This window comes from Streptomyces sp. NBC_00080 (genome assembly GCF_045041255.1).
In the GTDB taxonomy this organism is placed as follows: domain Bacteria; phylum Actinomycetota; class Actinomycetes; order Streptomycetales; family Streptomycetaceae; genus Streptomyces; species Streptomyces coriariae.
The window spans coordinates 1,684,808-1,706,373 of the sequence record NZ_CP108235.1; the positions used below are offsets into that span (position 1 = coordinate 1,684,808).

The 21,566-nt window shown below is 71.5% G+C and carries 19 protein-coding genes, 1 pseudogene and 1 riboswitch; of the genes and pseudogenes, 2 read left to right on the forward strand and 18 right to left on the reverse strand.

Features of this window, described 5'->3' with window-relative positions; translation table 11 throughout:
- The first annotated feature begins 17 nt into the window (after positions 1–17).
- Positions 18–638, forward strand: a complete 621-nt coding sequence (locus OHU34_RS07525) for a TetR/AcrR family transcriptional regulator (protein ID WP_230194082.1) — start codon at positions 18–20, stop codon at positions 636–638.
- A 191-nt stretch (positions 639–829) separates the two neighbouring features.
- On the opposite strand, the gene OHU34_RS07530 is transcribed toward OHU34_RS07525, so the two are convergent.
- The 5 genes and pseudogenes from OHU34_RS07530 to OHU34_RS07550 form a co-directional block, all read right to left on the reverse strand.
- Positions 830–1,591, reverse strand: coding sequence for an SIMPL domain-containing protein (locus OHU34_RS07530; RefSeq protein WP_142267119.1), 762 nt, complete (start codon positions 1,589–1,591; stop codon positions 830–832).
- Between the two features lie 164 nt (positions 1,592–1,755).
- The gene (locus OHU34_RS07535) at positions 1,756–2,541 is read right to left on the reverse strand and encodes an SGNH/GDSL hydrolase family protein (protein WP_142268175.1); all 786 of its coding nucleotides are present in this window, start codon (positions 2,539–2,541) and stop codon (positions 1,756–1,758) included.
- A gap of 126 nt (positions 2,542–2,667) precedes the next feature.
- A pseudogene (locus OHU34_RS07540) lies at positions 2,668–2,988 on the reverse strand (DUF6250 domain-containing protein); the annotation flags it as partial.
- Between the two features lie 145 nt (positions 2,989–3,133).
- Entirely contained in the window at positions 3,134–4,105 is a 972-nt protein-coding gene (locus OHU34_RS07545) for a peptidoglycan DD-metalloendopeptidase family protein (RefSeq protein ID WP_405765474.1), read from the reverse strand.
- Positions 4,106–4,109: 4 nt separating this feature from the next.
- Positions 4,110–4,269: riboswitch (cyclic di-AMP (ydaO/yuaA leader) on the reverse strand.
- A gap of 304 nt (positions 4,270–4,573) precedes the next feature.
- Positions 4,574–6,649 carry an alpha-galactosidase gene (locus OHU34_RS07550; RefSeq protein ID WP_142267117.1) on the reverse strand — a complete coding sequence of 692 codons (2,076 nt, stop codon included), beginning with the start codon at positions 6,647–6,649 and terminating at the stop codon, positions 4,574–4,576.
- Positions 6,650–6,870: 221 nt separating this feature from the next.
- Between OHU34_RS07550 and OHU34_RS07555 the strand changes: the two genes are divergently transcribed.
- Complete coding sequence (locus OHU34_RS07555; RefSeq protein WP_142267116.1) at positions 6,871–7,668, forward strand: tyrosine-protein phosphatase; 798 nt, start codon at positions 6,871–6,873, stop codon at positions 7,666–7,668.
- An 83-nt stretch (positions 7,669–7,751) separates the two neighbouring features.
- Here OHU34_RS07555 and OHU34_RS07560 read toward each other — a convergent pair whose 3' ends face one another.
- The 13 genes from OHU34_RS07560 to hpnC form a co-directional block, all read right to left on the reverse strand.
- Positions 7,752–7,874: a DUF6126 family protein gene (locus OHU34_RS07560; protein ID WP_142267115.1), complete on the reverse strand. Its 123-nt coding sequence runs from the start codon at positions 7,872–7,874 to the stop codon at positions 7,752–7,754.
- Entirely contained in the window at positions 7,871–8,503 is a 633-nt protein-coding gene (locus OHU34_RS07565) for a helix-turn-helix domain-containing protein (RefSeq protein WP_142267114.1), read from the reverse strand. Before OHU34_RS07565 ends, OHU34_RS07560 begins: the two co-directional genes overlap by 4 nt.
- A 104-nt stretch (positions 8,504–8,607) precedes the next feature.
- On the reverse strand, positions 8,608–9,993 hold the full coding sequence (locus OHU34_RS07570; protein WP_142267113.1) for an aspartate aminotransferase family protein: 1,386 nt from the start codon (positions 9,991–9,993) through the stop codon (positions 8,608–8,610).
- A complete protein-coding gene (dxs, locus tag OHU34_RS07575) occupies positions 9,990–11,912 on the reverse strand; it encodes a 1-deoxy-D-xylulose-5-phosphate synthase (RefSeq protein ID WP_405765479.1) in 1,923 nt (640 codons plus the stop codon). The genes OHU34_RS07570 and dxs overlap by 4 nt, the downstream gene beginning before the upstream one ends.
- A gap of 26 nt (positions 11,913–11,938) precedes the next feature.
- On the reverse strand, positions 11,939–13,096 hold the full coding sequence (gene ispG, locus OHU34_RS07580; RefSeq protein WP_142267111.1) for a flavodoxin-dependent (E)-4-hydroxy-3-methylbut-2-enyl-diphosphate synthase: 1,158 nt from the start codon (positions 13,094–13,096) through the stop codon (positions 11,939–11,941).
- A gap of 4 nt (positions 13,097–13,100) precedes the next feature.
- Entirely contained in the window at positions 13,101–14,123 is a 1,023-nt protein-coding gene (gene hpnH / locus OHU34_RS07585; protein WP_142267110.1) for an adenosyl-hopene transferase HpnH, read from the reverse strand.
- A 5-nt stretch (positions 14,124–14,128) separates the two neighbouring features.
- Positions 14,129–14,770 carry a 1-hydroxy-2-methyl-2-butenyl 4-diphosphate reductase gene (locus tag OHU34_RS07590; protein WP_405765483.1) on the reverse strand — a complete coding sequence of 214 codons (642 nt, stop codon included), beginning with the start codon at positions 14,768–14,770 and terminating at the stop codon, positions 14,129–14,131.
- The gene (shc, locus tag OHU34_RS07595; protein ID WP_142267108.1) at positions 14,770–16,791 is read right to left on the reverse strand and encodes a squalene--hopene cyclase; all 2,022 of its coding nucleotides are present in this window, start codon (positions 16,789–16,791) and stop codon (positions 14,770–14,772) included. Before shc ends, OHU34_RS07590 begins: the two co-directional genes overlap by 1 nt.
- A 117-nt stretch (positions 16,792–16,908) precedes the next feature.
- Positions 16,909–17,937, reverse strand: coding sequence for a polyprenyl synthetase family protein (locus OHU34_RS07600; RefSeq protein ID WP_020129469.1), 1,029 nt, complete (start codon positions 17,935–17,937; stop codon positions 16,909–16,911).
- A gap of 110 nt (positions 17,938–18,047) precedes the next feature.
- Positions 18,048–19,469, reverse strand: a complete 1,422-nt coding sequence (gene hpnE / locus OHU34_RS07605; RefSeq protein WP_142267107.1) for a hydroxysqualene dehydroxylase HpnE — start codon at positions 19,467–19,469, stop codon at positions 18,048–18,050.
- Positions 19,466–19,618, reverse strand: a complete 153-nt coding sequence (locus OHU34_RS07610) for a DUF6380 family protein (RefSeq protein WP_372481679.1) — start codon at positions 19,616–19,618, stop codon at positions 19,466–19,468. Before OHU34_RS07610 ends, hpnE begins: the two co-directional genes overlap by 4 nt.
- Positions 19,618–20,568 (reverse strand): presqualene diphosphate synthase HpnD, encoded by a 951-nt coding sequence (hpnD, locus tag OHU34_RS07615; protein WP_200839863.1) that lies wholly within the window; start codon positions 20,566–20,568, stop codon positions 19,618–19,620. Before hpnD ends, OHU34_RS07610 begins: the two co-directional genes overlap by 1 nt.
- Positions 20,565–21,476 (reverse strand): squalene synthase HpnC, encoded by a 912-nt coding sequence (gene hpnC, locus OHU34_RS07620; protein WP_405765487.1) that lies wholly within the window; start codon positions 21,474–21,476, stop codon positions 20,565–20,567. The genes hpnD and hpnC overlap by 4 nt, the downstream gene beginning before the upstream one ends.
- Positions 21,477–21,566: the final 90 nt, after the last annotated feature.

A 21,566-nucleotide genomic window follows, 5' to 3' on the forward strand; every position in this document is an offset into this window, starting at 1 on the left:
CGGATTAGGGTGACGGCGTGGTGAGGGTCCGGTTGAGTGTGGCCGAGCGGCGCGAGGAGCTGCTGCGGGCGGCCATCGAGCAGATCGAGGCGCGGGGCGTGGCGGCGGTCAGGATCGCCGACGTGGCCGCGGCCCTCGGTGTGAGCAACGCCCTGGTGCTCTACCACTTCTCGACGAAGGAGAAGCTGGTCGCCGACGCGTTCGCCTACGCGGCCGAGGGCGACCTGGCGCGGCTGCGCAAGCTGGTCGGCCGCCGTACCACCGCACTGCGCCGACTGCGGTCGGCGGTGCGCTGGTACGCGCCCACGGGTCAGGCCAAGGGCTGGCGGCTGTGGATCGAGGGCTGGGCGGTGTCGCTGCGCGAGCCCGCGCTGCGGGAGGTCGCGCGGGATCTCGACAGGGAGTGGAAGGCGGCGCTGGCCGAGGTGATCGCGGAGGGCGTGGCCGCGGGCGAGTTCCGCTGCCCGGACCCGGCCGGCACGGCCCTGCGCCTGACGGCCCTGCTCGACGGACTCGCCGTACAGCTGACGTCCTACGCGGGCACGGTGTCCCGGGCCCGCGCCCAGGAGTGGGTCGACGAGGCGCTGGCCCGTGAACTCGGTCTGGGCCCCGAGACGCTGAGCACCCAGAAGTCCTGAGAGACCGGCTCCCGCCACGTTCCCGGAACCCACCGGGACTGCCCACCACCCGACCGCGGCACAGCAACCGCGCGAGCGCGGCAGGGACGCGAGGGGGCAGCGACGACGCGAGGGTGCGGCCGGAACGGCGAGCGCGGCCGGAACGGCGGTCCGGTGCTCGGCCGGGCCCGTGACCGGCTCCGGCGGGCGGCTCAGTCCAGCTCGTACACCGCCGTCACCGTCGCCGTCGCGCGGATCTCACCGGGCGCGACGGGCACACCGCCGAGGCCCGCACCGGGGGTGTCCGCGGCCGACGGCGCCGGGCGCGGGGAGCTGGACGTGTCCTCGCTGAGCGAGACGAGCCGGCCGAGGCGGCGGCCGCCGAGGCGGGCGTACTGCTCGGCCTTGGCGTGGGCGTCGGCGTGCGCGGCCTCGCGTGCGCCGGCCCGCAGCGGGGCGGGGTCGGAGACGTCGAAGGCCACGAAGCCGATCCGCCCGGCCTCCCCCGTGGCGTCGGTGACCGCCTGCACGACCGCGCCGACCTTGGTCACCTCGCGCACCTTCACGGAGAAGGACTGCGTGGCCCGGTAGCCCGCCAGACGGGCCGCGCCGCCCGTGTGGTCGTAGACGGCGTCGAGGGAGATGCTCTCCGTACGGATGTCCCGGTCGGCGACGCCCTGCGCGCGGACGGCGGCCAGCAGCGCGGCGGCCGCCTCGTTCTGCGCGTCCAGCGCGGACTGCGAGGTCTTGGCGGAGGCTTCGACGCCGGCGCCGACGACCGCGAGGTCGGGCGGCGCGCTCGCGCTGCCCTCGCCGGTCACCGTGACGGTGGCGGGACTGTCCGGTGCGAACCAACGGGCCGCCGCAGCGGGGTGGGCGGGCAGCGCGGCCGCCGTGGGCGCGGTGAGTGCGGGGACGCCCAGGGCGAGCAGGGAGACGAGGGCCGCGGCGACGGGCGTACGGGGAAAGGGCATGCGGGACCGGTCCTTGGAGGTGTCGGGCGGTGCCAGGTGCGGGTGCGGTCATCCCAGCACCCGTGCCCGGCCCCGCCCGGGCACCACTCCCGTGCGATCACCTCACTGGTGGAGCGGCCGGCCGTGCGTCGTCCGCGACCGGCCGCGCCCACCCGGTCGGCGGTTCAGGCCACGGCGGCTATCCGCATCCTGATGTCGTCCGGCGACAGAGTGCCCTTGGCGGTCACGTGGTCGCCGGAGGACTCCCCGCGCAGCCGCCGTCCGATCCACGGCACCAGGTACTCGCGCGCCCACTGGACGTCGTCGCGCCGTACGTCCAGGGTGCCGCGCGGCGGGAGCAGCGGCCAGGGCTGCTCCGGGTCGGCCGGTACCTCGAGGCCGAGGGCCTGCCCACCACGCAGTGCCACGCGCGTGTGCCCCTCCGGGGAGAGATGGAGCCGGTCGCCGTCCCACGCCCTGCGGTCCTGGATGGACTTCAGCGACCACAGGTCGAGGACCGGACAGCCGTAGCGGTCGGCCACGGCGCGGACGTGCCCGTTGTAGGTGGCGATCTTGCCGCGCAGATGCTTGAGCACGGGGACGCCACGGGTGTCGAAGCCGGTGGTCACCATGACCGTGCCGGCTGCGGCGGTCAGGGCCGAGATCGCGCGTTCGAAACGCTCGGCGACCTCGTCCGGGTCGGTACCGGGACGGAGGATGTCGTTGCCGCCCGCGCAGAAGGAGACCAGGTCCGGGGCGAGTTCCACGGCCCTGGGGAGTTGGTCCTCCATGATCTGGTCGAGCAGCTTCCCGCGGACCGCGAGGTTGGTGTAGTTGAAGTCGCCCTCGGGCCGCCGGTCCGCGAGGAGGACCGCGAAGCGGTCCGCCCAGCCGACGAACGCCCCGTCGGGACCTGGGTCGCCGACGCCCTCGGTGAAGCTGTCCCCCACCGCCACGTACGACCCGATCACTGATCTGTCGTCACTCTTCGAATCGTCTGCCACAGCAGTTCATCATTCACCTTCGAATGTGACCTACGCGATCGTAGGAAGGGGTTGACGGGCGGTGAGATAAGACACCCTTAAAGACTTCGCCAATCAGGGAATAAGGGACCACGCCCGGAAGTCGTTGATCCGGAAATGGCTCCAGGTGGTGCGGAAGGCGAAGTGCCCGCCCGTGCAGGGCTCCGGGTCGGTGTGGTCGAAGACGAGCCGGCCGTTGTTCCACCAGCGGACGGCCGAACCGTCGGAGACGATACGGACGTGGTTCGGCTCGTTCGCGACGAGCAGCGGCTCGGTGTAGTCGTGGATCAGCGGACGTACCCCCGCCTCACCGACATAGCGGCGCAGCCGGGTCGTGGTGTTGGTGTTGGTGTTGGCGCCGTAGCCGACGTAGTACGTCTTCAGGTGGTCGTACTGAACGCAATAGAACGATCATGAACGCGCAAAGTCCGACACCGCCTGCCCGGCCCTGCCGTCCCCGGACGTGCCGAAGGCCGGACCCGGGGATCGGGGTCCGGCCTTCGGCCGCTGTCAGGCGGGAGGTCGTCGGAGTCGGAGGAGGTCAGCCGACGGAGACGCCGTGCGAGCGGAGGTAGGCGATCGGGTCCACGTCGGAGCCGTAGTCCGGCGTGGTGCGGATCTCGAAGTGCAGGTGCGGGCCGGTCACGTTGCCGGTGGCACCGGAGAGGCCGACCTGCTGGCCCGCGGTCACGGTCTGGCCGGCCGAGACGGAGAGCTGGGACAGGTGGGCGTACTGGGCGTAGTAGCCGTCGGCGAGCTTGATGACGACCTGGTTGCCGTACGCGCCGCCCCAGCCCGCGGAGACGACGGTGCCCGCACCCACGGCCTTGAGGGAGGTGCCGGTCGGGACGACGAAGTCGGTGCCGGTGTGGTAGCCGCTGGACCACATGCTGCCGGCCGTGTGGTAGGCGGTGCCGACGGTGGCGCCCGCCACCGGCAGCGCGTAACCGCTGGAGGAACCGGTACCGCTCTCGGCGGCCTGGGTGACCGCCTTCGAGGAGGACGAACCGGACGACGAGGAGGAAGAGGACGAAGAGGACGACGACTTGGTTCCGGACGCCTTCGATTTCGACGGGGCGGACGAGGAGGAACCGGACGACGAGCCGGACGACGAACCGGTGCTCGCGGCCTTCTTGCCGATCGAGAGCTTCAGCCCGGGGTGGATCAGCGACGGGTCGCTGCCGACGGCCTGACGGTTGTCCTGGTACAGCTTCTGCCAGCCGCCGCTGACGTTCTGCTCGTCGGCGATCTTCGACAGATAGTCACCGGAGCGCACGGTGTAGGACGTGGCCGTCGTGGCGGTGGCCGTCTTCTGCGCCACCGGCACGGACTGCACGGCCTTTTCCGGAACGGCCTGGGAAGCCGACTGCGCGACGGACTGCGCGGGGGCCGCGTGTGCGCCGGCGGCACCTATGAGCGGGAGGGCGAGCGCGGCGCCGCCCGTTCCGGCGACGGCTATGGAACGAGTGAAGCGCTGGGTCTTCGGACGGCGGTGCTTACCCTTCGCGGGCATGGCGAATTCCTCTCCGGCGCCTGCGAGGTGAGCTGTCGGGTGCGGACTGGAGATGCCCGGCCGCGCCGAGGCGCGGCTTTACCCCAAAGCCTGTTCCGGAGACCGGAACAGGCGGTTGTGCCTGTGGGTCCCCCGCTCCTGCCAGATACGGGTGAGTGTGCGGACTCCGGGCGGTGGCAGGATTCGGCGTCCGTCCGGATTGGTGTGGAACGTAAGCGACCAGGACGCACAGGGACAAGCAGAGGTTGCGCCGCTAACGCCTTTCTCTTGATCCGCTGTGCGAATCCCCGGTCACACTCCGTGAGACAGGGGGCCCGTTCACCGCCAAGCACCCTGGAAAAGCATGCGGATTACGTGAACATGACGGACGACGTACGGTCACGGATATGACGCTGCTCACGTGACAGCTCTCCAGGTTCCTTTATTCCAGAGCGAGTTGGAATTAAGGCTTCAATTCGGACAGAAACCTCAGATGCGACGCAGCCGGATAACCGTCGCATCAAGGTCGCCTCGCAGTCCGGTGCGCAGCCCGTGATGAAGCAGCACCGCCCCCCGGTGGACTTCGCCCGTTTCACGGCATTCGTACGATGCTGTCGGGTCGAGTCCGCGCAGCCGCAGCGCCGGGACGGGCTCGCCGAACCGCTGCGCCTGGAGCCAGGCGAGGACGACACTCTCGTCACCGCGCACGTACTGGACGGCGCTCAGGCCGCCCGCCGGGGGCCGCAGCCGATGGAGGTCGCCCTGCTGCACGAGCGGCCGGATCTCCTTGTAGAGGTCCACCCATCGGCGCGCCTCGACGAGCTCCTCCTCGCTCCACTGCGAGAGGTCCCCGCCGACACCGAGCACGCCGGCCATGGCGCTGACGAAACGGAAGCGCAGCGAGCTGACCCGACCGTTGAGCTGGGCGTTGGGACTGTCGGTGACCCAGGCCGCCATGACCCGGGCAGGGTGGATCTGGCTGAAGCCGTGCTGGATGTCGAGCCGGTCGAGCGGATCGGTGTTGTCGGAGGTCCACACCTGGTCGGTGCGGCTCATGATCCCGAGGTCGATGCGCCCGCCGCCGCCGGAGCAGGACTCGAAGGCGACCCCGGGGTGAGCCTCCCGCAACCGGTCCAGGAGCGCGTACAGGGCCCGTACGTGATCGACCCAGAGGCGCTGCGGGTAGGGCTCGTCCGGCCAGCCGGCGTCGGTGAAGCAGCGATTGAAGTCCCACTTCACATAGTCGACGGGCGCGCTGGAGAGGAGCCCGTGGAGCTGCTCCCAGAGGTACTCCTGGACGTCCTCGCGCGCGAGGTTCAGCACGAGCTGATTGCGGAACTCCGTCCGCCTTCGTCCGGATTGGAACTGCACCCAGTCGGGGTGCGCCCGGTACAGCTCGCTGTCCGGGTTGACCATCTCGGGCTCGACCCAGATGCCGAACTGCATGCCGAGGTCGTGCACCTGGTCGGCGAGGGGCTTCAGCCCGTGCGGGAAGCGGTCGGGGTTGGGCCGCCAGTCGCCGAGCCCGGCGTGGTCGCCGGTGCGCGCCCCGAACCAGCCGTCGTCGACGACGAAGAGCTCCACGCCGATCGCGGCGGCCCGCCGGGCGAGCGCGCCCTGTTGCTCCTCGGAGATGTCGAAGTAGGTGGCCTCCCAGGAGTTGAACAGCACCGGCCGGTCCTGTTCGGCGTCCGGGACGACATACGCGCGCTGGTAGGCGTGCCAGGTGCGGCTCGCCCCGCCGAAGCCGGCGTCGCTCCACAGGCCGGCGAAGACGGGGGTGGTGAAGGACTCCCCCGCGGCCAGCCGCAGCAGCCCCGAGTCGTCGTACCCGACACCCCCGGTGATCTGCACGCGCGCGTCCGGGAGTTGGGCGACGGCGATCCGCCAGGTGCCCGACCAGCCGAGGGCGCAGCCGTAGACCTCGCCGCGCTCCTCGGTCGCGTCGGTGTCCAGGGCGACCCAGGGCAGGTGCTGATGCCCGGTGTGGCCGCGACGGCTGCCGATGACCTGCTCGCCGTAGGTGAGCGGAGACCGGGTGAGCCGGGACTCTGCGGCCCAGCGGCCGTGCAGCTGCGACAGCCGCCAGTCGTCGCGCTCCGGCAGGGTCCAGGTGGCGGAGTCGGCGCGCAGCAGCTCCAGCGGCCCCTCACCGTCGTTGCGCAGGGTCGTCCAGCGCTCGACGACGTCGCCGCGCATCCGGTAGTGCAGGGTGACGGCCAGCCCGGCGTCCCGGAACCGCAGCCGCAGCCCGTCGCCGTCGGCCTCGAAGCCCTCGTAGGACCACTCGGTGCCGCGCCGCTCGTCCGTGCGCACCGACAGCGCGGGCCGGACGAAGCGGGGGCCGCCCTCGACCGGGTACTCCTCCCGGCCGTCGAGCGGGGACTCGAAGGACGCCCCCCGCTCCGACGGCGGGAGGGCGGCGAGCGCCTCGGCGTCCCCGAGTGCGATGCCCGGACCCCAGTGCAGGTGGACCAGCTCGTCGGCCTCGGTGAGGTGGAGGGCGTAGCTGCTCGTCGGCCCCGAAAGGAGCCAGGTACGGCCGTTGTCGGCGATCTCGGGCATCAAACCCCCACTAATTCGAACAGGTGCGATCAAGCACCAACATCATCGAATGCGGTCGGCCTGCCGGGCAACTTTCGGCGGACAACTCTTCACCTGGTCAGACGTCCGGAGTACCGCCCTGTGGACAACCCGTTGCCCGGGGAACCCATGTCGTATCGTCGTGGAGGTGTCCCGTCGGCCACACGAGCCGCGCCGACGCGACCGACAGGGAGGCAGGCCCCGTGACGCAGCAGATCCCGTCGACCGAGCCCGAACTGGCCGGTGTCCGCAACTTCCGGGATGTGGGCGGTCTGCCGACCGCCGACGGCCGACGGGTGCGGCACGGCGTGCTGTTCCGCAGCGGCCATCTCGCGCACGCGACCGACGAGGACGCCGCGTTCCTCTCCGGCCTGGGCCTGCACACGATCTTCGACTTCCGCAATGCCGCGGACCAGAAGCTGGAGGGCCCGGACGTCGAGCTCCCGGGCGTGCGCAATGTGAACCTGCCCCTGTCGGACCCGGCGGACGGCTCCGAGTTCTGGAAGATGGTCCGCGACGGCGAGATCGACCAGCTGCGCGGGATCCTCGGTGACGGCAAGGCCGCCGGCCGGATGATCGCCTCCTACCGCTCGATCATCAAGGAGCGGACGGCCGAGCACGCGCGGGTGCTGCACTCGCTCGCCGAGGACAGCGTCCCGGCCCTGATGCACTGCGCGGCGGGCAAGGACCGCGCGGGCCTGTCCATCGCGGTGACGCTGCTCGCCCTGGGCGTGGAGCGCGAGGCCATCCTCGCCGACTACCTGGAGTCCAACGCCAAGCACCGCCGCTACCGGGTCCGCCGCAGCGCCACCTCCGCTGCGGCCTACTCCCCCGAGGTCATGGAGCTGCTCAGCCCCCTCTTCGACGCGCGCGCGGAGTACCTCGCGGCGGCCGAGGAGACCATCGAGGAGACCTGGGGCGGCGTCGACGCCTATCTGGAGGAGGGTCTCGGACTCTCCCCCGAGACCCGTGAGCGGCTGCGGGACCGGCTGCTCGACTGACACCGCGTCCGGCGCGGCGACCGACACCCGTCCGGCACCGCGTCCGGCTCCGTGCCGCGGGGGCCGCACCGGCTTCCGGGGCTCTACTGGTTGGCGCCCACCTCGAACAGCAGCCAGAGGAACGCCGCGAAGGCGTGCCCCACCGCGATGTAGATGATCAGCCGGATCCAGAGGGTGCGGGGGAACTTCTCCTCGATGTCCTTCATGGTGTCTCTCCGATGTCCGAAGGGGTCGGGCCCAGGCACAGCGTGGCCGTGGGGCTCTGCAACAGGGTGTGGACGAAGAGCAGTTCGACCCCGTCGTCGTCCTGGGCCGCGATGCGGTGCGGGGTCAGCGAGTCGAAGTGCGCGCTGTCACCGGGCCCGAGCAGTTCGGTGGTGTCCCCGAGGCGCAGCCGAAGCCGCCCGCGCAGGACGTGCAGCCACTCCTCCCCGGGGTGAACGCGCACGACGTCTCCCTGGGAGCCGTAGGGCACGTGGACACGCAGGGCCTGCATCCCGCGCCCGGAGGCGCCCGCCTGCCAGTACGTCCAGCCGCCCGCGCGGGTCGGCTCCATGGCGGCGGCACGGACGACGGCGTCCCGGTCGGCGGACGTCTCACCGAGCAGTTCCGAGACCGTCGTACCGTAGATACGGGCGAGCGCGAGCAGCATCGGCAGCGAGGGCTGGCGCTGCCCGGTCTCCAGGCGGGAGAGATGGGCGGCCGACAGGCCGGCGGCGCGGGCCGCGGCCTCCAGGGTGAGGGCGGCCCGGCGGCGCAGGGCGCGCAGCCGGGGGGCGACGGCGGGAAGAGCCCCGGCGTGTTCCGCCGGGTCCTCGGACTCGGGCGAGCTCATGAGTCCATTGCACGCCGTAATTGCCTCTGCGGCAAATTTGTTGCCTCAGAGGCAAAAGCCCCCAGCCCCAGGCGGTCCTCACGGTCGCCGTGCTCCCGGGAGGCTCAGCGGTTGGCCACCGCCTGCTTCACCAGCGTCCTGCCGAAGTCCCACATCAGCCCGCCGCCACCGTGCGCGTCGTCCATCACGGCGGTGAAGGCGTCGACGAACCGGTCCACCTCCCGCTCGCCGACGATCAACGGCGGGATGAGCTTGATCACCTCCAGATGGTCACCGGAGACCTGGGTGAGGATCCGGTGCCGTTGCAGCAGCGGTACCACCACCATCTGCGCGAAGAGTCCCTTGCGGGCCGCCTGCAGCATGGCCCACCGGCTGCGCAGCTTCAGAGACCTGGGCTTTCCGAACTCGATGCCGATCATCAGACCCCGGCCGCGGACGTCGGCCAGCAGCTCGTACTTGTCGACGAGTGCCGCCAGCCGGGACCTGAGCAGGTCGCCGGTGGCCCGCGCATTGGCCACGATCTGCTCGTTCTCCAGCACGGACAGCACCGCGAGCCCGGCCGCCATGGCCTGCGCGTTGGACCCGAAGCTCGCCGAGTGCACGAGCACCCGGTCCATCGACGAGTAGACCTTCTTGAAGATCCAGTCCTTGCCGAGCGTGGCACCGACCGGCACATAGCCCCCGGACAGCGCCTTGGCCACGCATACCAGGTCCGGCTCGACGCCGTCCTCGTGCTGGTAGGCGTAGAAGTCGCCGGTCCGGCCGAGACCCGTCTGCACCTCGTCCGCGATCAGCAGCGCCTTGTGCCGGTGCAGCAGCTCCTGCGCGGCACGCAGATAGCCGGGCGGCGCCTCGTGCACCCCCTTGCCCTGGATAGGCTCGACGATGAGGGCGGCGACGTCTCCCTTGCCCAGCTCACCGGCCAGAGCGTCGAGATCGCCGAGCGGGAGCGCCGTGTCGGCCAGCAGGGGCGCGAACCCGTCCCGGAAACCGGACTCGCCGTTCACCGACAGCGAGCCCGTGGTGAGCCCGTGGAAGGCGTGATCGCAGTACAGGACCCTCGGCCTGCCGGTGGCGTACCGGGCGAACTTCAGCGCCGTCTCCACCGCCTCGGTGCCGCTGTTGCCGAAGAACACCCGGTCCAGATGCGGGCTGTGGGCGAGCAGCTTCTCGGCCAGCAGCCCGGGCAGCGGCTGGCAGTCGAAGCGGGTCAGGTCGGCGAGCCGGGCGTCGAGGACGTCGTGCAGCGCCTTGCGGACGACGGGGTGGTGGCGGCCCAGCCCCATCACCCCGAACCCGGCGAGCATGTCCAGGTAGTCGTTGCCGTCCGCGTCCCAGAAGTACGCGCCCTCACCGCGCTCGTAGACCTTGTCGAAGCCGATGGTGTGCAGCATGCGCGGCAGTTGGTGGTTGAGGTATCTGCCGTGCAGCTCGTAGCGCTCGGCTCCGCGCTCGGCCAGGAGGGCGCCGAGGTCGAACTCCGTGGTCATTCCGCTTTCTCCTTGACTGGGCCGGTCACCGCAGCGTCGAGGGACCGGACGTCCCGGGCGGCCAGGCTCGCGCTGATCCGGCCGGCCACCTCGACGGGGGTGAGGCCGATGTCGGCGAGCACCTCGCCGCGCTTGGCGTGCGCGAGGAACTGCTCGGGGATGCCGAACCGCCGTACCGGCACATCGACGTCGGCGTCGCCCAGGGCCAGCGCCACCGCCGATCCGACCCCGGCGGCACGGCTGTTGTCCTCGACGACGGCCACCAGCCGGTGCGCGGCGGCGAGGCCGGGCAGGGCCGGGTCGACGGGCTTCACCCAACGGGGGTCGACGACCGTGCAGCCGACGCCTCTGGCCGCCAGCAGCTCGGCGGCCTGGAGACACACCGGCGCCATCACGCCGACGGCCACCAGCAGCACCTCCGCGCGGTCGCCGCGGTGCAGCACGTCCATGCCGCCCACCCGGCCGACGGCCGGCACCTCCGGTCCGACCGACTCCTTCGGGAAGCGGACCAGGGTCGGCGCGTCGTCCACCGCCACCGCCTCCCGCAGCTGCGCGCGCAACTGCTCGGCGTCGCGGGGGGCCGCGATGCGCAGCCCCGGGACGACCTGGAGCACGGACATGTCCCACATGCCGTTGTGGGAGGCACCGTCCACGCCGGTGACGCCGGCCCGGTCCAGCACGAACGTGACCCCGCAGCGGTGCAGGGCCACGTCCATCAGCAGCTGGTCGAAGGCCCGGTTGAGGAAGGTGGCGTAGACGGCGACGACGGGGTGCAGGCCGCCGGTCGCCAGCCCGGCCGCGCTCACGGTCGCGTGCTGTTCGGCTATGCCGACGTCCCAGACGCGGTCCGGGAAGCGCTCGGCGAACCCGCCGAGCCCCACCGGATGCAGCATCGCCGCGGTGATCGCCACCACGTCGTCGCGTTCCTCGCCGATCCGCACGATCTCCTCGCCGAAGACGGACGTCCAGGACGGGCCGCCGGCGGGCGCGAGCGGCACGCACGTGAGGGGGTCCATCGCACCCACGGTGTGGAAGTGGTCCTCCTCGTGCGCGAGGGCGGGCTCGTACCCGCGGCCCTTCTCGGTCAGGCAGTGCACCAGCACGGGCCCGTGGAAGCGCTTGGCCCGCCGCAGCGCGGACTCGACGGCCTTGATGTCGTGCCCGTCGATGGGGCCGACGTACTTCAGGCCGAGGTCCTCGAACATGCCCTGCGGCGCGAAGGCGTCCTTGAATCCCTTCTTCGCGCCGTGCAGCGACTCGTAGACCGTGTGGCCGACCACCGGGGTGCGCAGCAGTACGTCCTTCCCCCAGGCCAGCACCTTCTCGTAGCCGTCGGTCGTGCGCAGGGTGGCCAGGTGGTTGGCGAGTCCGCCGATGGTCGGCGCGTACGAGCGCTCGTTGTCGTTGACGACGATGATCAGCGGCCGGTCCTTGGCGGCCGCGATGTTGTTCAGCGCCTCCCAGGCCATGCCGCCGGTGAGCGCACCGTCGCCGATGACCGCGACCACATGGCCCTTCTCACCCTGCACCTGGCGGGCCTTGGCGAGGCCGTCGGCCCAGCCTAGGGCGGTGGAGGCATGGCTGTTCTCGATGACGTCGTGCTCGGACTCCTCACGGCAGGGGTAGCCGGACAGGCCGCCCTTGCCGCGCAGTTTGGAGAAGTCCTGACGCCCGGTCAGAAGCTTGTGCACGTAGCTCTGGTGTCCGGTGTCCCACAGGACGCGGTCGACCGGCGACTCGAAGACCCGGTGGAGCGCGACGGTCAGTTCGACCACACCCAGGTTGGGCCCCAGGTGTCCGCCGGTCCTGGCGACCGCGTGCACCAGGAACTCCCTGATCTCTTCGGACAGTTCACCGAGTTCCGCCTCGGACAGCGCCTTCAGGTCGCGTGGTTGCCGGATGTTCTCCAGGATCGTCACGTCGGGCCCCCTTCGGTCCGTGCTGTTCAACTCACGGTGACGGCCGGCTCCCCCGCCGCGACGCCGTCCTGTTCCATCTGCTCGGCGATCTTCATCGCCTCCTCGATGAGGGTCTCCACGATCTTCGACTCGGGGACGGTCTTGACGACCTCGCCCTTCACGAAGATCTGGCCCTTGCCGTTGCCGGAGGCGACCCCCAGGTCCGCCTCCCGCGCCTCGCCGGGCCCGTTCACGACGCACCCCATGACGGCGACCCGCAACGGGACCTCCATGCCGGTGAGGCCCGCCGTGACCTCGTCGGCCAGCTTGTAGACATCGACCTGGGCCCGCCCGCAGGACGGACAGGAGACGATCTCCAGCCGCCGCTGCTTGAGGTTCAGGGACTCCAGGATCTGGATGCCGACCTTCACCTCCTCGGCCGGCGGGGCGCTCAGCGACACCCGGATCGTGTCGCCGATGCCCTGCGAGAGCAGCGCGCCGAACGCCACCGCCGACTTGATCGTGCCCTGGAAGGCGGGGCCGGCCTCGGTGACGCCGAGGTGCAGCGGGTAGTCGCTCTGCGCGGCGAGCTGCCGGTACGCCTCGATCATCACGACCGGGTCGTTGTGCTTGACCGAGATCTTGATGTCGCGGAAGCCGTGCTCCTCGAAGAGCGACGCCTCCCAGAGGGCGGACTCGACGAGGGCCTCGGGAGTCGCCTTGCCGTACTTCAGCAGCAGCCGCCGGTCCAGCGAACCGGCGTTCACCCCGATCCGGATCGGGGTGGCGTGGTCCGCCGCGGCGCGCGCGATCTCCTTGACCTTGTCGTCGAACTGCTTGATGTTGCCGGGGTTCACCCGGACCGCGGCGCAGCCCGCCTCGATCGCGGCGAACACGTACTTCGGCTGGAAGTGGATGTCCGCGATCACCGGGATCTGCGACTTGCGGGCGATGGTCGCGAGGGCGTCCGCGTCGTCCTGCGTGGGGCAGGCCACGCGGACGATCTGGCAGCCGGACGCGGTGAGTTCCGCGATCTGCTGCAAGGTGGCGCCGATGTCCGACGTACGCGTCGTCGTCATCGACTGCACCGACACCGGGGCCCCGCCCCCGACCGCCACCGGTCCGACCTGGATCCGCCGCGACTCGCGTCGCGACGCCACCGGCCGGACCGGCATCCCGGGGACGCCCAGGGAGACGGCGGTCATGAGGTCACTCCCGGTTTCCGTTGACGGTCTCGCGCAGGGCGCGCAGGGACTCCTTCAGCGAGCCCATGGTGGCCAGGACGGCGGTCGGCTCGTAGCCGCAGTGCGCCATGCAGTTGGCGCAGCGCGGGTCCTTGCCGCGGCCGTACTTGTCCCAGTCCGTCTCCTCGATCAGCTCGCGGTACGTCGGCACATACCCGTCGCTCATCAGGTAGCAGGGCCGCTGCCAGCCGAACAGCGAGTAGTTGGGAATCGCCCAGGCCGTGCACGGGAAGTCGGCCTTGCCCTCGAGGAAGTCGAGGAACAGCGGCGAGTGGTTGAGCCGCCAGCGGCGCCGGTTGCCTCCCGAGAAGGCCTTCTTGAACAGCTCGCGGGTCTGCTCCACGCCCAGGAAGTGCTCCTGGTCGGGAGCCTTCTCGTAGGCGTAGGCGGGCGAGATCATCATCTCGTCGACCTTGAGGTCGTCGTTGAGGTAGTTGAGCACCTCGATGATGGTCTGCGGGGTGTCGGTGTTGAAGAAGGTCGAGTTGGTGGTCACCCGGAAGCCGCGTTGCTTGGCCTCCTTCATGGCCGCCACGGCCTCGTCGAACACACCCTCCTTGGCCACCGACTCGTCGTGCCGCTCCCGCAGCCCGTCGATGTGCACGGCGAAGGCGAAGTAGGGAGAGGGCGTGAACTTTTCCAGCTTCTTGCGCAGCAGCATGGCGTTGGTGCAGAGGAAGACGTACTTCCTCTTGGCCACCAACTGCCGCACGATCTCGTCGATCTGAGGATGCATCAAGGGCTCACCGCCCGCGATGGACACCATCGGCGCACCGGACTCCAGCACCGCGCCCACGGCCTGGGCGACCGGCATGCGCTGCTTGAGCACTCCCGCCGGGTGCTGGATCTTGCCGCAGCCCTCGCACTTGAGATTGCAGGCGAAGAGCGGTTCCAGCTCGACGATGAGCGGAAACTTCTCCCGCTTGCGGAGCTTCTGTTCGACCAGGTATGTAGCGACCTTGATGGACTGGCGCAGTGGCATGGCCATGTGGCTCACCTCCGGGGGAGCAGAACATTACGGTGCCATTCGAAAAAAGCAGGCAGGACCGAGCGAAGGACGCGGAAGGCTGATATTCCACCGCGTACCGTGCCGATCCGGACGAGTTCATGTTCAGGAGCGTCCACGACCACCCGGACGGCCGCAACCGGGCGCGGCTCCGCGCGCACGGCGCTCAGCAGCGTGGCCGCCGACTCCATGTCCAGGGCGATGGCGCCGGTAGCGAGCAGGTCGGCCCGCTCGTGACCGCGAACGACGTGGTCGGAGCCGGTGAGGGGGCCGGTGTGGACGGTGCACCCGGGCAGGGTGCGGGCGAGTTCCTTGACGAGCAGCTCGGTGCCGACGCAGGGAACGCTGCCGCGCGGGTCGCGGGTCTCCTCGGCGACGACCAGGTCGCCGGGGTGCATACCGGGGGCGAGGCCGGCGCAGAACCCCGTGGCCAGCACGGCCGCCCCGGCGAACACCGGGTCGGACAGGACGCGGGTGACGGAGCGCTCCGCCGCCTTCGGTCCCATGCCCGTCCGCAGGACGGTGACCGGCCCGTCGGCTCCGCCGCGGTCGCCCATGCGCAGGGCGAGGTGCTCGATGCCGAGGGCGCAGGCGATCAGCAGCGGCGACGGGACGGGCTGTGTGCTCATCAGCCCCCCTTGGCCTCGGTGGAAGCCGCGTGGGTGGCGGACTGCTTGCTGAACGGCTCTCCGTGGACGTACCGGCCGAGCGCGGTCAGCGGGAAGACCTGCCGGTAGAGGTGGTAGTTGATCGAGAAGTCCCAGGGGAAGCCGGTGCCGGTGAAGTAGGGCTCGTCCCAGGAGCCGTCCTCCCGCTGGGTCTGCGCCAGCCAGCCGACGCCCCGCTCGACGGCCTTGGAGTCCCTCTCCCCGGCCGCCAGCAGCGCCATCAGCGCCCAGGCGGTCTGGGAGGCCGTCGAGGCGCCGCGGGCGCTCCAGCGGGTGGCGTCCTGGTAGGAGCGCAGGTCCTCGCCCCAGCCGCCGTCGTCGTTCTGCACCCGCTCCAGCCAGGCGACGGCCCGTCGGATCGCGGGGTGCTGCGCGGGCAGGCCCGCCGCGGTGAGGGCCGGCACCACCGACCCCGTGCCGTAGACGTAGTTGACGCCCCAGCGCCCGAACCACGAGCCGTCCGGCTCCTGTTCGGCCAGCAGCCACTCGATACCGCGCCGGGTGCGCGGGTCGTGCGAGAGCCCCTCGACCGCCAGCATCTCGACCACGTGCGCGGTGACGTCGGCGGACGGCGGGTCGATGACCTCGCCGAAGTCACAGAAGGGCATCCGGTTGGGGAACGGGCTGGTGTTGTCGACGTCGAAGGCTCCCCAGCCCCCGTTCTTCGACTGCATCCCGAGGTTCCAGCGCACCCCGCGCGCGACGGCCCGGTCCATCCGCTCCGGGTCGTGGTGCTTGACCCGGCGCAGCGCGAGGACGACCTCGGCGGTGTCGTCGATGTCGGGGTAGTTGTCATTGTGGAACTCGAACGCCCAGCCGCCCGGCGGCAGTTGGGGCCTGCTCACCGACCAGTCGCCCGGTCGGACGACCTGTTCGCCGAGCATCCAGTCGGCGGCCTTGACCAGTTGGGGATGGTCGGCGGGCAGTCCCGCGTCGGCGAGCGCGATGGTCGCCAGACAGGTGTCCCACACCGGCGACTGACAGGCCTCGATCATCCGTGCGCCGTCCTCGCGCCACACGGCGTACCGGTCCAGCGACTCGAGTCCCGCCCGCATCACCGGGTGCTGGAGGTCGTAGCCGAGCAGGTGCAGGGCGATCACCGAGTACACGGCCGGCGGCTGGATGCCGCCCCAGGCGCCGTCGTTCTCCTGCCGTTCGATGATCCAGCGGGCGGCGGCGTTCAGGGCCGCGCCGCGCAGCCTGCGCACCGCGACCGAGCGGTAGCCGCGCACCACCTTGTCGAGCCGTTGGAAGAGCCCGTCCCAGCTGGCCATCGGGGCGAGGGGCTTGGCCGGGTTGGGATGTGCGGGATCGGCGTGCAACTCGTCGAGCGGGAAAGGCGCCGGACGCACCGGGCGCTTCGCCGACACCACGGTGAGCGGCACGATCGTCTGCCGTGCCCAGCAGCCGAAGTTGTAGATGCTCAGCGGGAACCATTTGGGGAAGAACAAGAGCTCGGGCGGGAGTTCGGGCAGGTCCTCCCACCTCCACCAGCCGAACAGGGCCAGCCAGATCCGGGTGAAGACCCGGGCGGAGGCGATGCCCCCCTGCTCGCGGATCCACCCGGAGGCCCGGCGCATGTGGGGCGCCTCGGGGGCGTCGCCCGCCAGCCGCAGGGCGACGTACGCCTCGACGGTGGCGGAGAGGTCGGGCGGACCGCCGTAGAAGGTGGCCCACGTGCCGTCCTCGCGCTGCTCGCCCCGGACGAAGAGCGCGGCGGCCCGGGTCGTGGCCTCGTCGCGGATGCCCAGGAACTGACGGAGCAGCAGGTCCTCGGCGTCCATCGTGACGTTCGTCTCGAGGTCGCCCTTCCACCAGCCCTCGGCGTCCTGCCCGGCGAGCAGGAAGTCGGTGGCGCGTTGCATCGCGCGGGTGGCGGCTTCTTGTACCCCGGCCGCCACGGGGATGGTGATGTCGGTTTCGCTGGCCGCGGCAGCGCGGGGCGGCAGGGCCCCGGTGCTTCCGTCGGTCGTCGCTGTCATGGCTTCCCCTTCGTGCAGTGTGCATGGCTTTGCGTCTGCTGTGGGTCCGCCGTCGGCCGGTGCTCTCTCCTCGCACACCGGCCGGCGACTACGCGAGGGCTATTCGACCGATAGGGATCATCTCTTTCGTACGACGACGAAGTCGGCGAGCGCCGTGAAGCGGTCCCGCACCTGCTCGGACATGTCCACGGCGTTCAGGGCGTCCAGGGCGACGGCGTGCTGGCGGCGCGCCTCCCCGGCGGTCCAGTCGCGGCCGCCCGCCTCCTCGATCAGGGCGGCGCGGGCCGCGAACTCCCCCTCGGAGAAGGTCTCGAAGTCGCTGCTCTTGGCGTCGGCGGCGAGGATCTCCCCGAGCCGCTCGGAGGCGGAACCGCCCGCCGCGAGCGCGGCGACCACCGGCAGGGACTTCTTGCGCTGGCGCAGATCGCTCCAGGTCTGCTTGCCGGTGGCCTCCGGGTCGCCCCAGATGCCGAGCAGGTCGTCCACGGCCTGGAAGGCCAGGCCGAGGTGGTAGCCGTACTTCTCCAGGGCCTCGGCGGTGTGCTGGTCCGCCCCGCCGAGCACGGCGCCGATGGAACTGGCACAGGCCAGCAGGGCACCGGTCTTGTTGCCCTCCATCTCCAGGCACTCCTCGACGCTGACCCGGTCGCGGTGCTCGTAGGAGATGTCCTGGGCCTGGCCGTCGATGAGGGCACGGGTGGCGACGGTCAGGCGGTGGGTGGCCCTGGCCGCCTCGGCCGTGCCGAGTTCGAGGAGGATCTCGCCCGCGAGGGCGAACAGGGCGTCGCCGACCAGGATGGCCTGGGCGGGGCCGTGCACCTTCCAGACGGTGTCCCGGTGCCTGCGCTGCTCGTCGCCGTCCATCAGGTCGTCGTGCAGGAGCGAGAAGTTGTGGACCAGTTCGACGGCGACCGCGCCGGGGACGCCGACCTCGGGAGCGGCCCCGGTGACCTCGGCGGAGAGCACGGCGAGGGCGGGACGCACGGCCTTGCCGCCGTCGCCGTCCGTCGGGTTGCCGTGGGCGTCGATCCAGCCGAAGTGGTAGGCGGCGACCGTGTCCATGGGCGGTGCCAGACGGTCGACGGCCGCCCGCAGCACCGGTGTGGCCAGGGTGCGGCCGCGCTCCAGAAGCGCGGTCACGTCCACCGCGGTCCTCCGAGCGGCCGGCGTGGCCGGGGGCACAGTGGGCACGTTTTCTCCTCTTGTTGCGGTGCTGGAGAGGGTGCGGGGGTGTGCCGAGCCGTGCTGATCGAGCATCAGGCCGCCTCCTCGAACTCGAAGAGGCGGCGGGGGCGGGGCCGGCCCAGGGCGCTCAGCGCGGCGTCCGCCGCGCTCACACCGCTGCGGACCGCACTCTCCATGGTCGCGGGCCACCCTGTGGCGGTCCACGCTCCGGCCAGGTACAGGCCGGGGGCTCTGGTGCGGGCGCCGGGCCGAAGGCGCCCGACGCCGGGGGTGGGGGCGAACGTCGCCGTGCGCTCCCGGGTCACGAAGAAGTCCCGCACCGCGGCGCCGCGCGTGCCCGGCAGCAGCCGTTCCAGCTCGGGCAGGTAGCGCTCGCGCAGCGCGGCCACGGGTTCGTCGATCTCGTCCTGCGCCGCGGACTGGGACAGGGCGAGGTACTGGCCCTCGCGCAGCCCGGAGGCGGCGGTGCGGTCGAAGACCCACTGCACGGGCGTGCCGAGCGCCGCGAAGAAGGGCTTGTCGAGCACCTTGCGGTCGTAGACGACGTGCACGTTGAGGATGGGCGCGGTGCCGATCTCCAGCAGCCGCTCGGCGTCGTCGAGCGCCCCGTCGGGGAGCAGGTCGTACGCCTCGCGCTGCGGTACGGCGAGGACGACCGTGTCCGCGCGGAGCGTCTCGCCGGGAACCTGAACGCTCCACGTCCCGTTCTCGTCAGGAGAGAGGGAGGTGACGCGTGTACGGACCTCGGTACGCACGCCCGCGGAGTCGAGCGCCTTGCGGGCGAGCCGGTCGTGCAGTTCACCCAGCGGGACATGGGCCCAGCCGATGTCGGCGGCGCCCGGGTCGGACAGCAGGCCGGTCTTGAACACCATCGCGGCGAGCCCCAGCGAGGAGTCGCCCGCGACCGCGTTGAGGGTGGCGACCCCGACCAGGTCCCAGAGGGCCTCGACGGCGCGTGCCGACTGGCCGTGCGCGGTCAGCCAGCTGCCGAAGTCCTGTGCGTCCAGCCGCGGATCGGCGAGGTCGAGCCCCTTGAGCGCGAGCGCGGCACGGCCCACCCTGGCGCGTTCGGCGAGCGAGAGATGCGGATACGTGGCGAGGCTGCGCCCCAGATGCAGGGGCACGGGCAGCGCGTCGCGCCGCAGCCTGCCGAGCCGCCGTCCCTCGGGTCTGGCCACATCGACGACGGGCACGTCGAGACGATCCTGCAAGGGCGCCAGCGCGCTGCCCTCGATGCGCTCGAGGAACCAGCGGTAGGCGGTGCAGCAACGCAGGTACACGTGCTGACCGTTGTCCACGGTCAGTTCGCCGCGCCGGAAGGAGAAGGCCAGGCCGCCGAGCCGGGGCCGGCCTTCGAGCAGGGTGACGCGTACGCCCGCGTCGGCGAGCGCGAGCGCGGCGGTCACCCCGGCGAGCCCTCCCCCGACGACGACGGCGGTGCGCCCCGAAGGGCCGGACGCTTCCGAGGCGTCCGCGAGTTGCTCGTCGTTCATCCTGCACCCTCCCGTGCGGACCGGCCATGGTGTTCGAACTCTGCACCGCTGGCCGTCGCAGTCAGGGACGCCGCGCCGCACCGGAGGGTTGCGTGCCGCTTTTCGCCGGTGGAATCACCTTGGCCCACTTTGTCACCGGTCGGGTCCATCAGGGGTGCCTCCTGACGGTCCGCCGCGACACATGCCGGGTATCCAGGCCCGACAGCCCGCGCACGGCCACGAAGGCCTTCTCCCGGCCGGGCAGCGAGACCCGGCCGCGCAGCACGGCCTCGGGGTCGCGCTCGATGCGGTCGAGGAGACGGCGGTAGATGCCCGCCATGGCGGCGACACAGGCGCCGCTGCGCCGGTCCAGCAGGGGAAGCAGCCGGTAGCCCTCGGCGAAGAGGGCGCGGGCCCGCCGCACCTCGAAGTGCACCAGTCCCGGGAAGTCGGATCCCTCCGGCGGCTTCGGCCCGTCGAACCCGGCCGAGCAGCCGAACTTCGCGAGGTCGTCGGCGGGCAGATAGGTACGGCCGCCCTCGGCGTCCTCGCGGACGTCTCGGAGGATGTTCGTGAGCTGGAGCGCGAGCCCGAGCGTGTCGGCGTACTCCGGCGCGCGCTCGGCGCCGCGCGCCCCCGGTTCGGTGCCGAACACGCCGAGCGAGAGCCGCCCGATGGCGCCCGCCACACAGCGGCAGTACGCCTTCAGGTCGTCCCAGGTCTCGTAGGTCTCGCCGCGCACGTCCATCAGGACGCCGTCGATCAGCTCGTCCAGGCCGCGCAGCGGGATGGGGAAGGCCCGGGCCGTGTGCGCGAGGGCGACCGCGACGGGGTCGGTGTCGTCCTCCTCGACCTCGCCCGCGCGGACCCGGGCGAGCACCGCCCGGGTCTCCTCGAGCCTGGCGGTCTTGACCTCGCGGTCCAGTGCGCCGTCGCCGATGTCGTCGACACGCCGCGAGAAGGCGTACAGCGCCGACATCGCGCGGCGCTTGGGCGTGGGCAGCAGCCGGATGCCGTACGCGAAGTTACGGGCCTGCTGTCCGGTGACGGTCTCGCAGTAGCCGTAGGCGGCGAGTACCGGGGCGGACACGTGCGGTGACGGCTCCACGGCCCGGATCACCCCTCTCCTCGCAGGGTCACGCCCACCTCGCGCAGCAGCCGGAGCCTGCCGGGCCTGGGCGGGCCGGGAAGTACGTCGTACCCGGCGGCGGCGATCGCCTTGATCGCCGCGCTTCCCCCTGCCACGAAACCCGCGAGCAACAGCCTCAGCCTGCCGTGAACGCTACCCACCAGGGGGGCGCCTTCATTCAGCAGTTCGCGGGCGCGTTCCGCTTCGTACGCGACCAGTGCGCGCACCGACGCGCCCGCGGTGTTCGTGGCCAGATCCGATTCCTTGACGTGAAAGCGCTTCATGTCCGCGGCGGGCAGATAGACACGGTCGCGGCCGAGGTCCTCGGACACGTCCTGGAGATGCTCGACGATCTGCAGCGCGGTGCAGATCGCGTCGGAGCGGCGGATCCGTTCGGGGGTGGCGGCGCCGGTGACGGCGAGGACCAGCCGGCCCACGGGATTGGCCGACAGCTCGCAGTAGGCGAGGAGGTCGTCGTAGGTCTCGTAGCGCGTGACGAGCTGGTCCTGCCGGTTGGCGGCGATCAGGCCGAGAAAGGGCTCGCGGCCGAGCGAGCGACGGCGGACCGTCGGCTGGAGACGCCGCAGCAGGGGGTGCCGGGGCGAGCCGTCGGATCCGTCGAAGACACGATGCAGATCGGCCTCGAAGGCGTCCAGCAGGGCGAGGCGGTCCTCGGCCGCGGTGGCCGACACGCCGAGCAGCCGGGCGTCCGCGCCGCCGGGGGCGAGGTCACCGTCGCCGATGTCGTCGACGAGCCGGGCGAAGCCGTACACGGCCATCAGGTCGTCGCGCCAGGCCCTGGGCAGGAAGAAGGGGGCCACCGGGAAGTTCTCGTCCGCGGCCTTGTCGAGCGTGTCGCGCTCCGGGGCGCCGGTGCGTGACGCGGCGGGCGCCGTCATCCTCGACCGCCTGGGGCGGGGACGGCACGGCTCGCGTCGACCTGGGGAGTTTCCGTAGCCATCGCCGTCACATCTCCCGTTCTACACTGC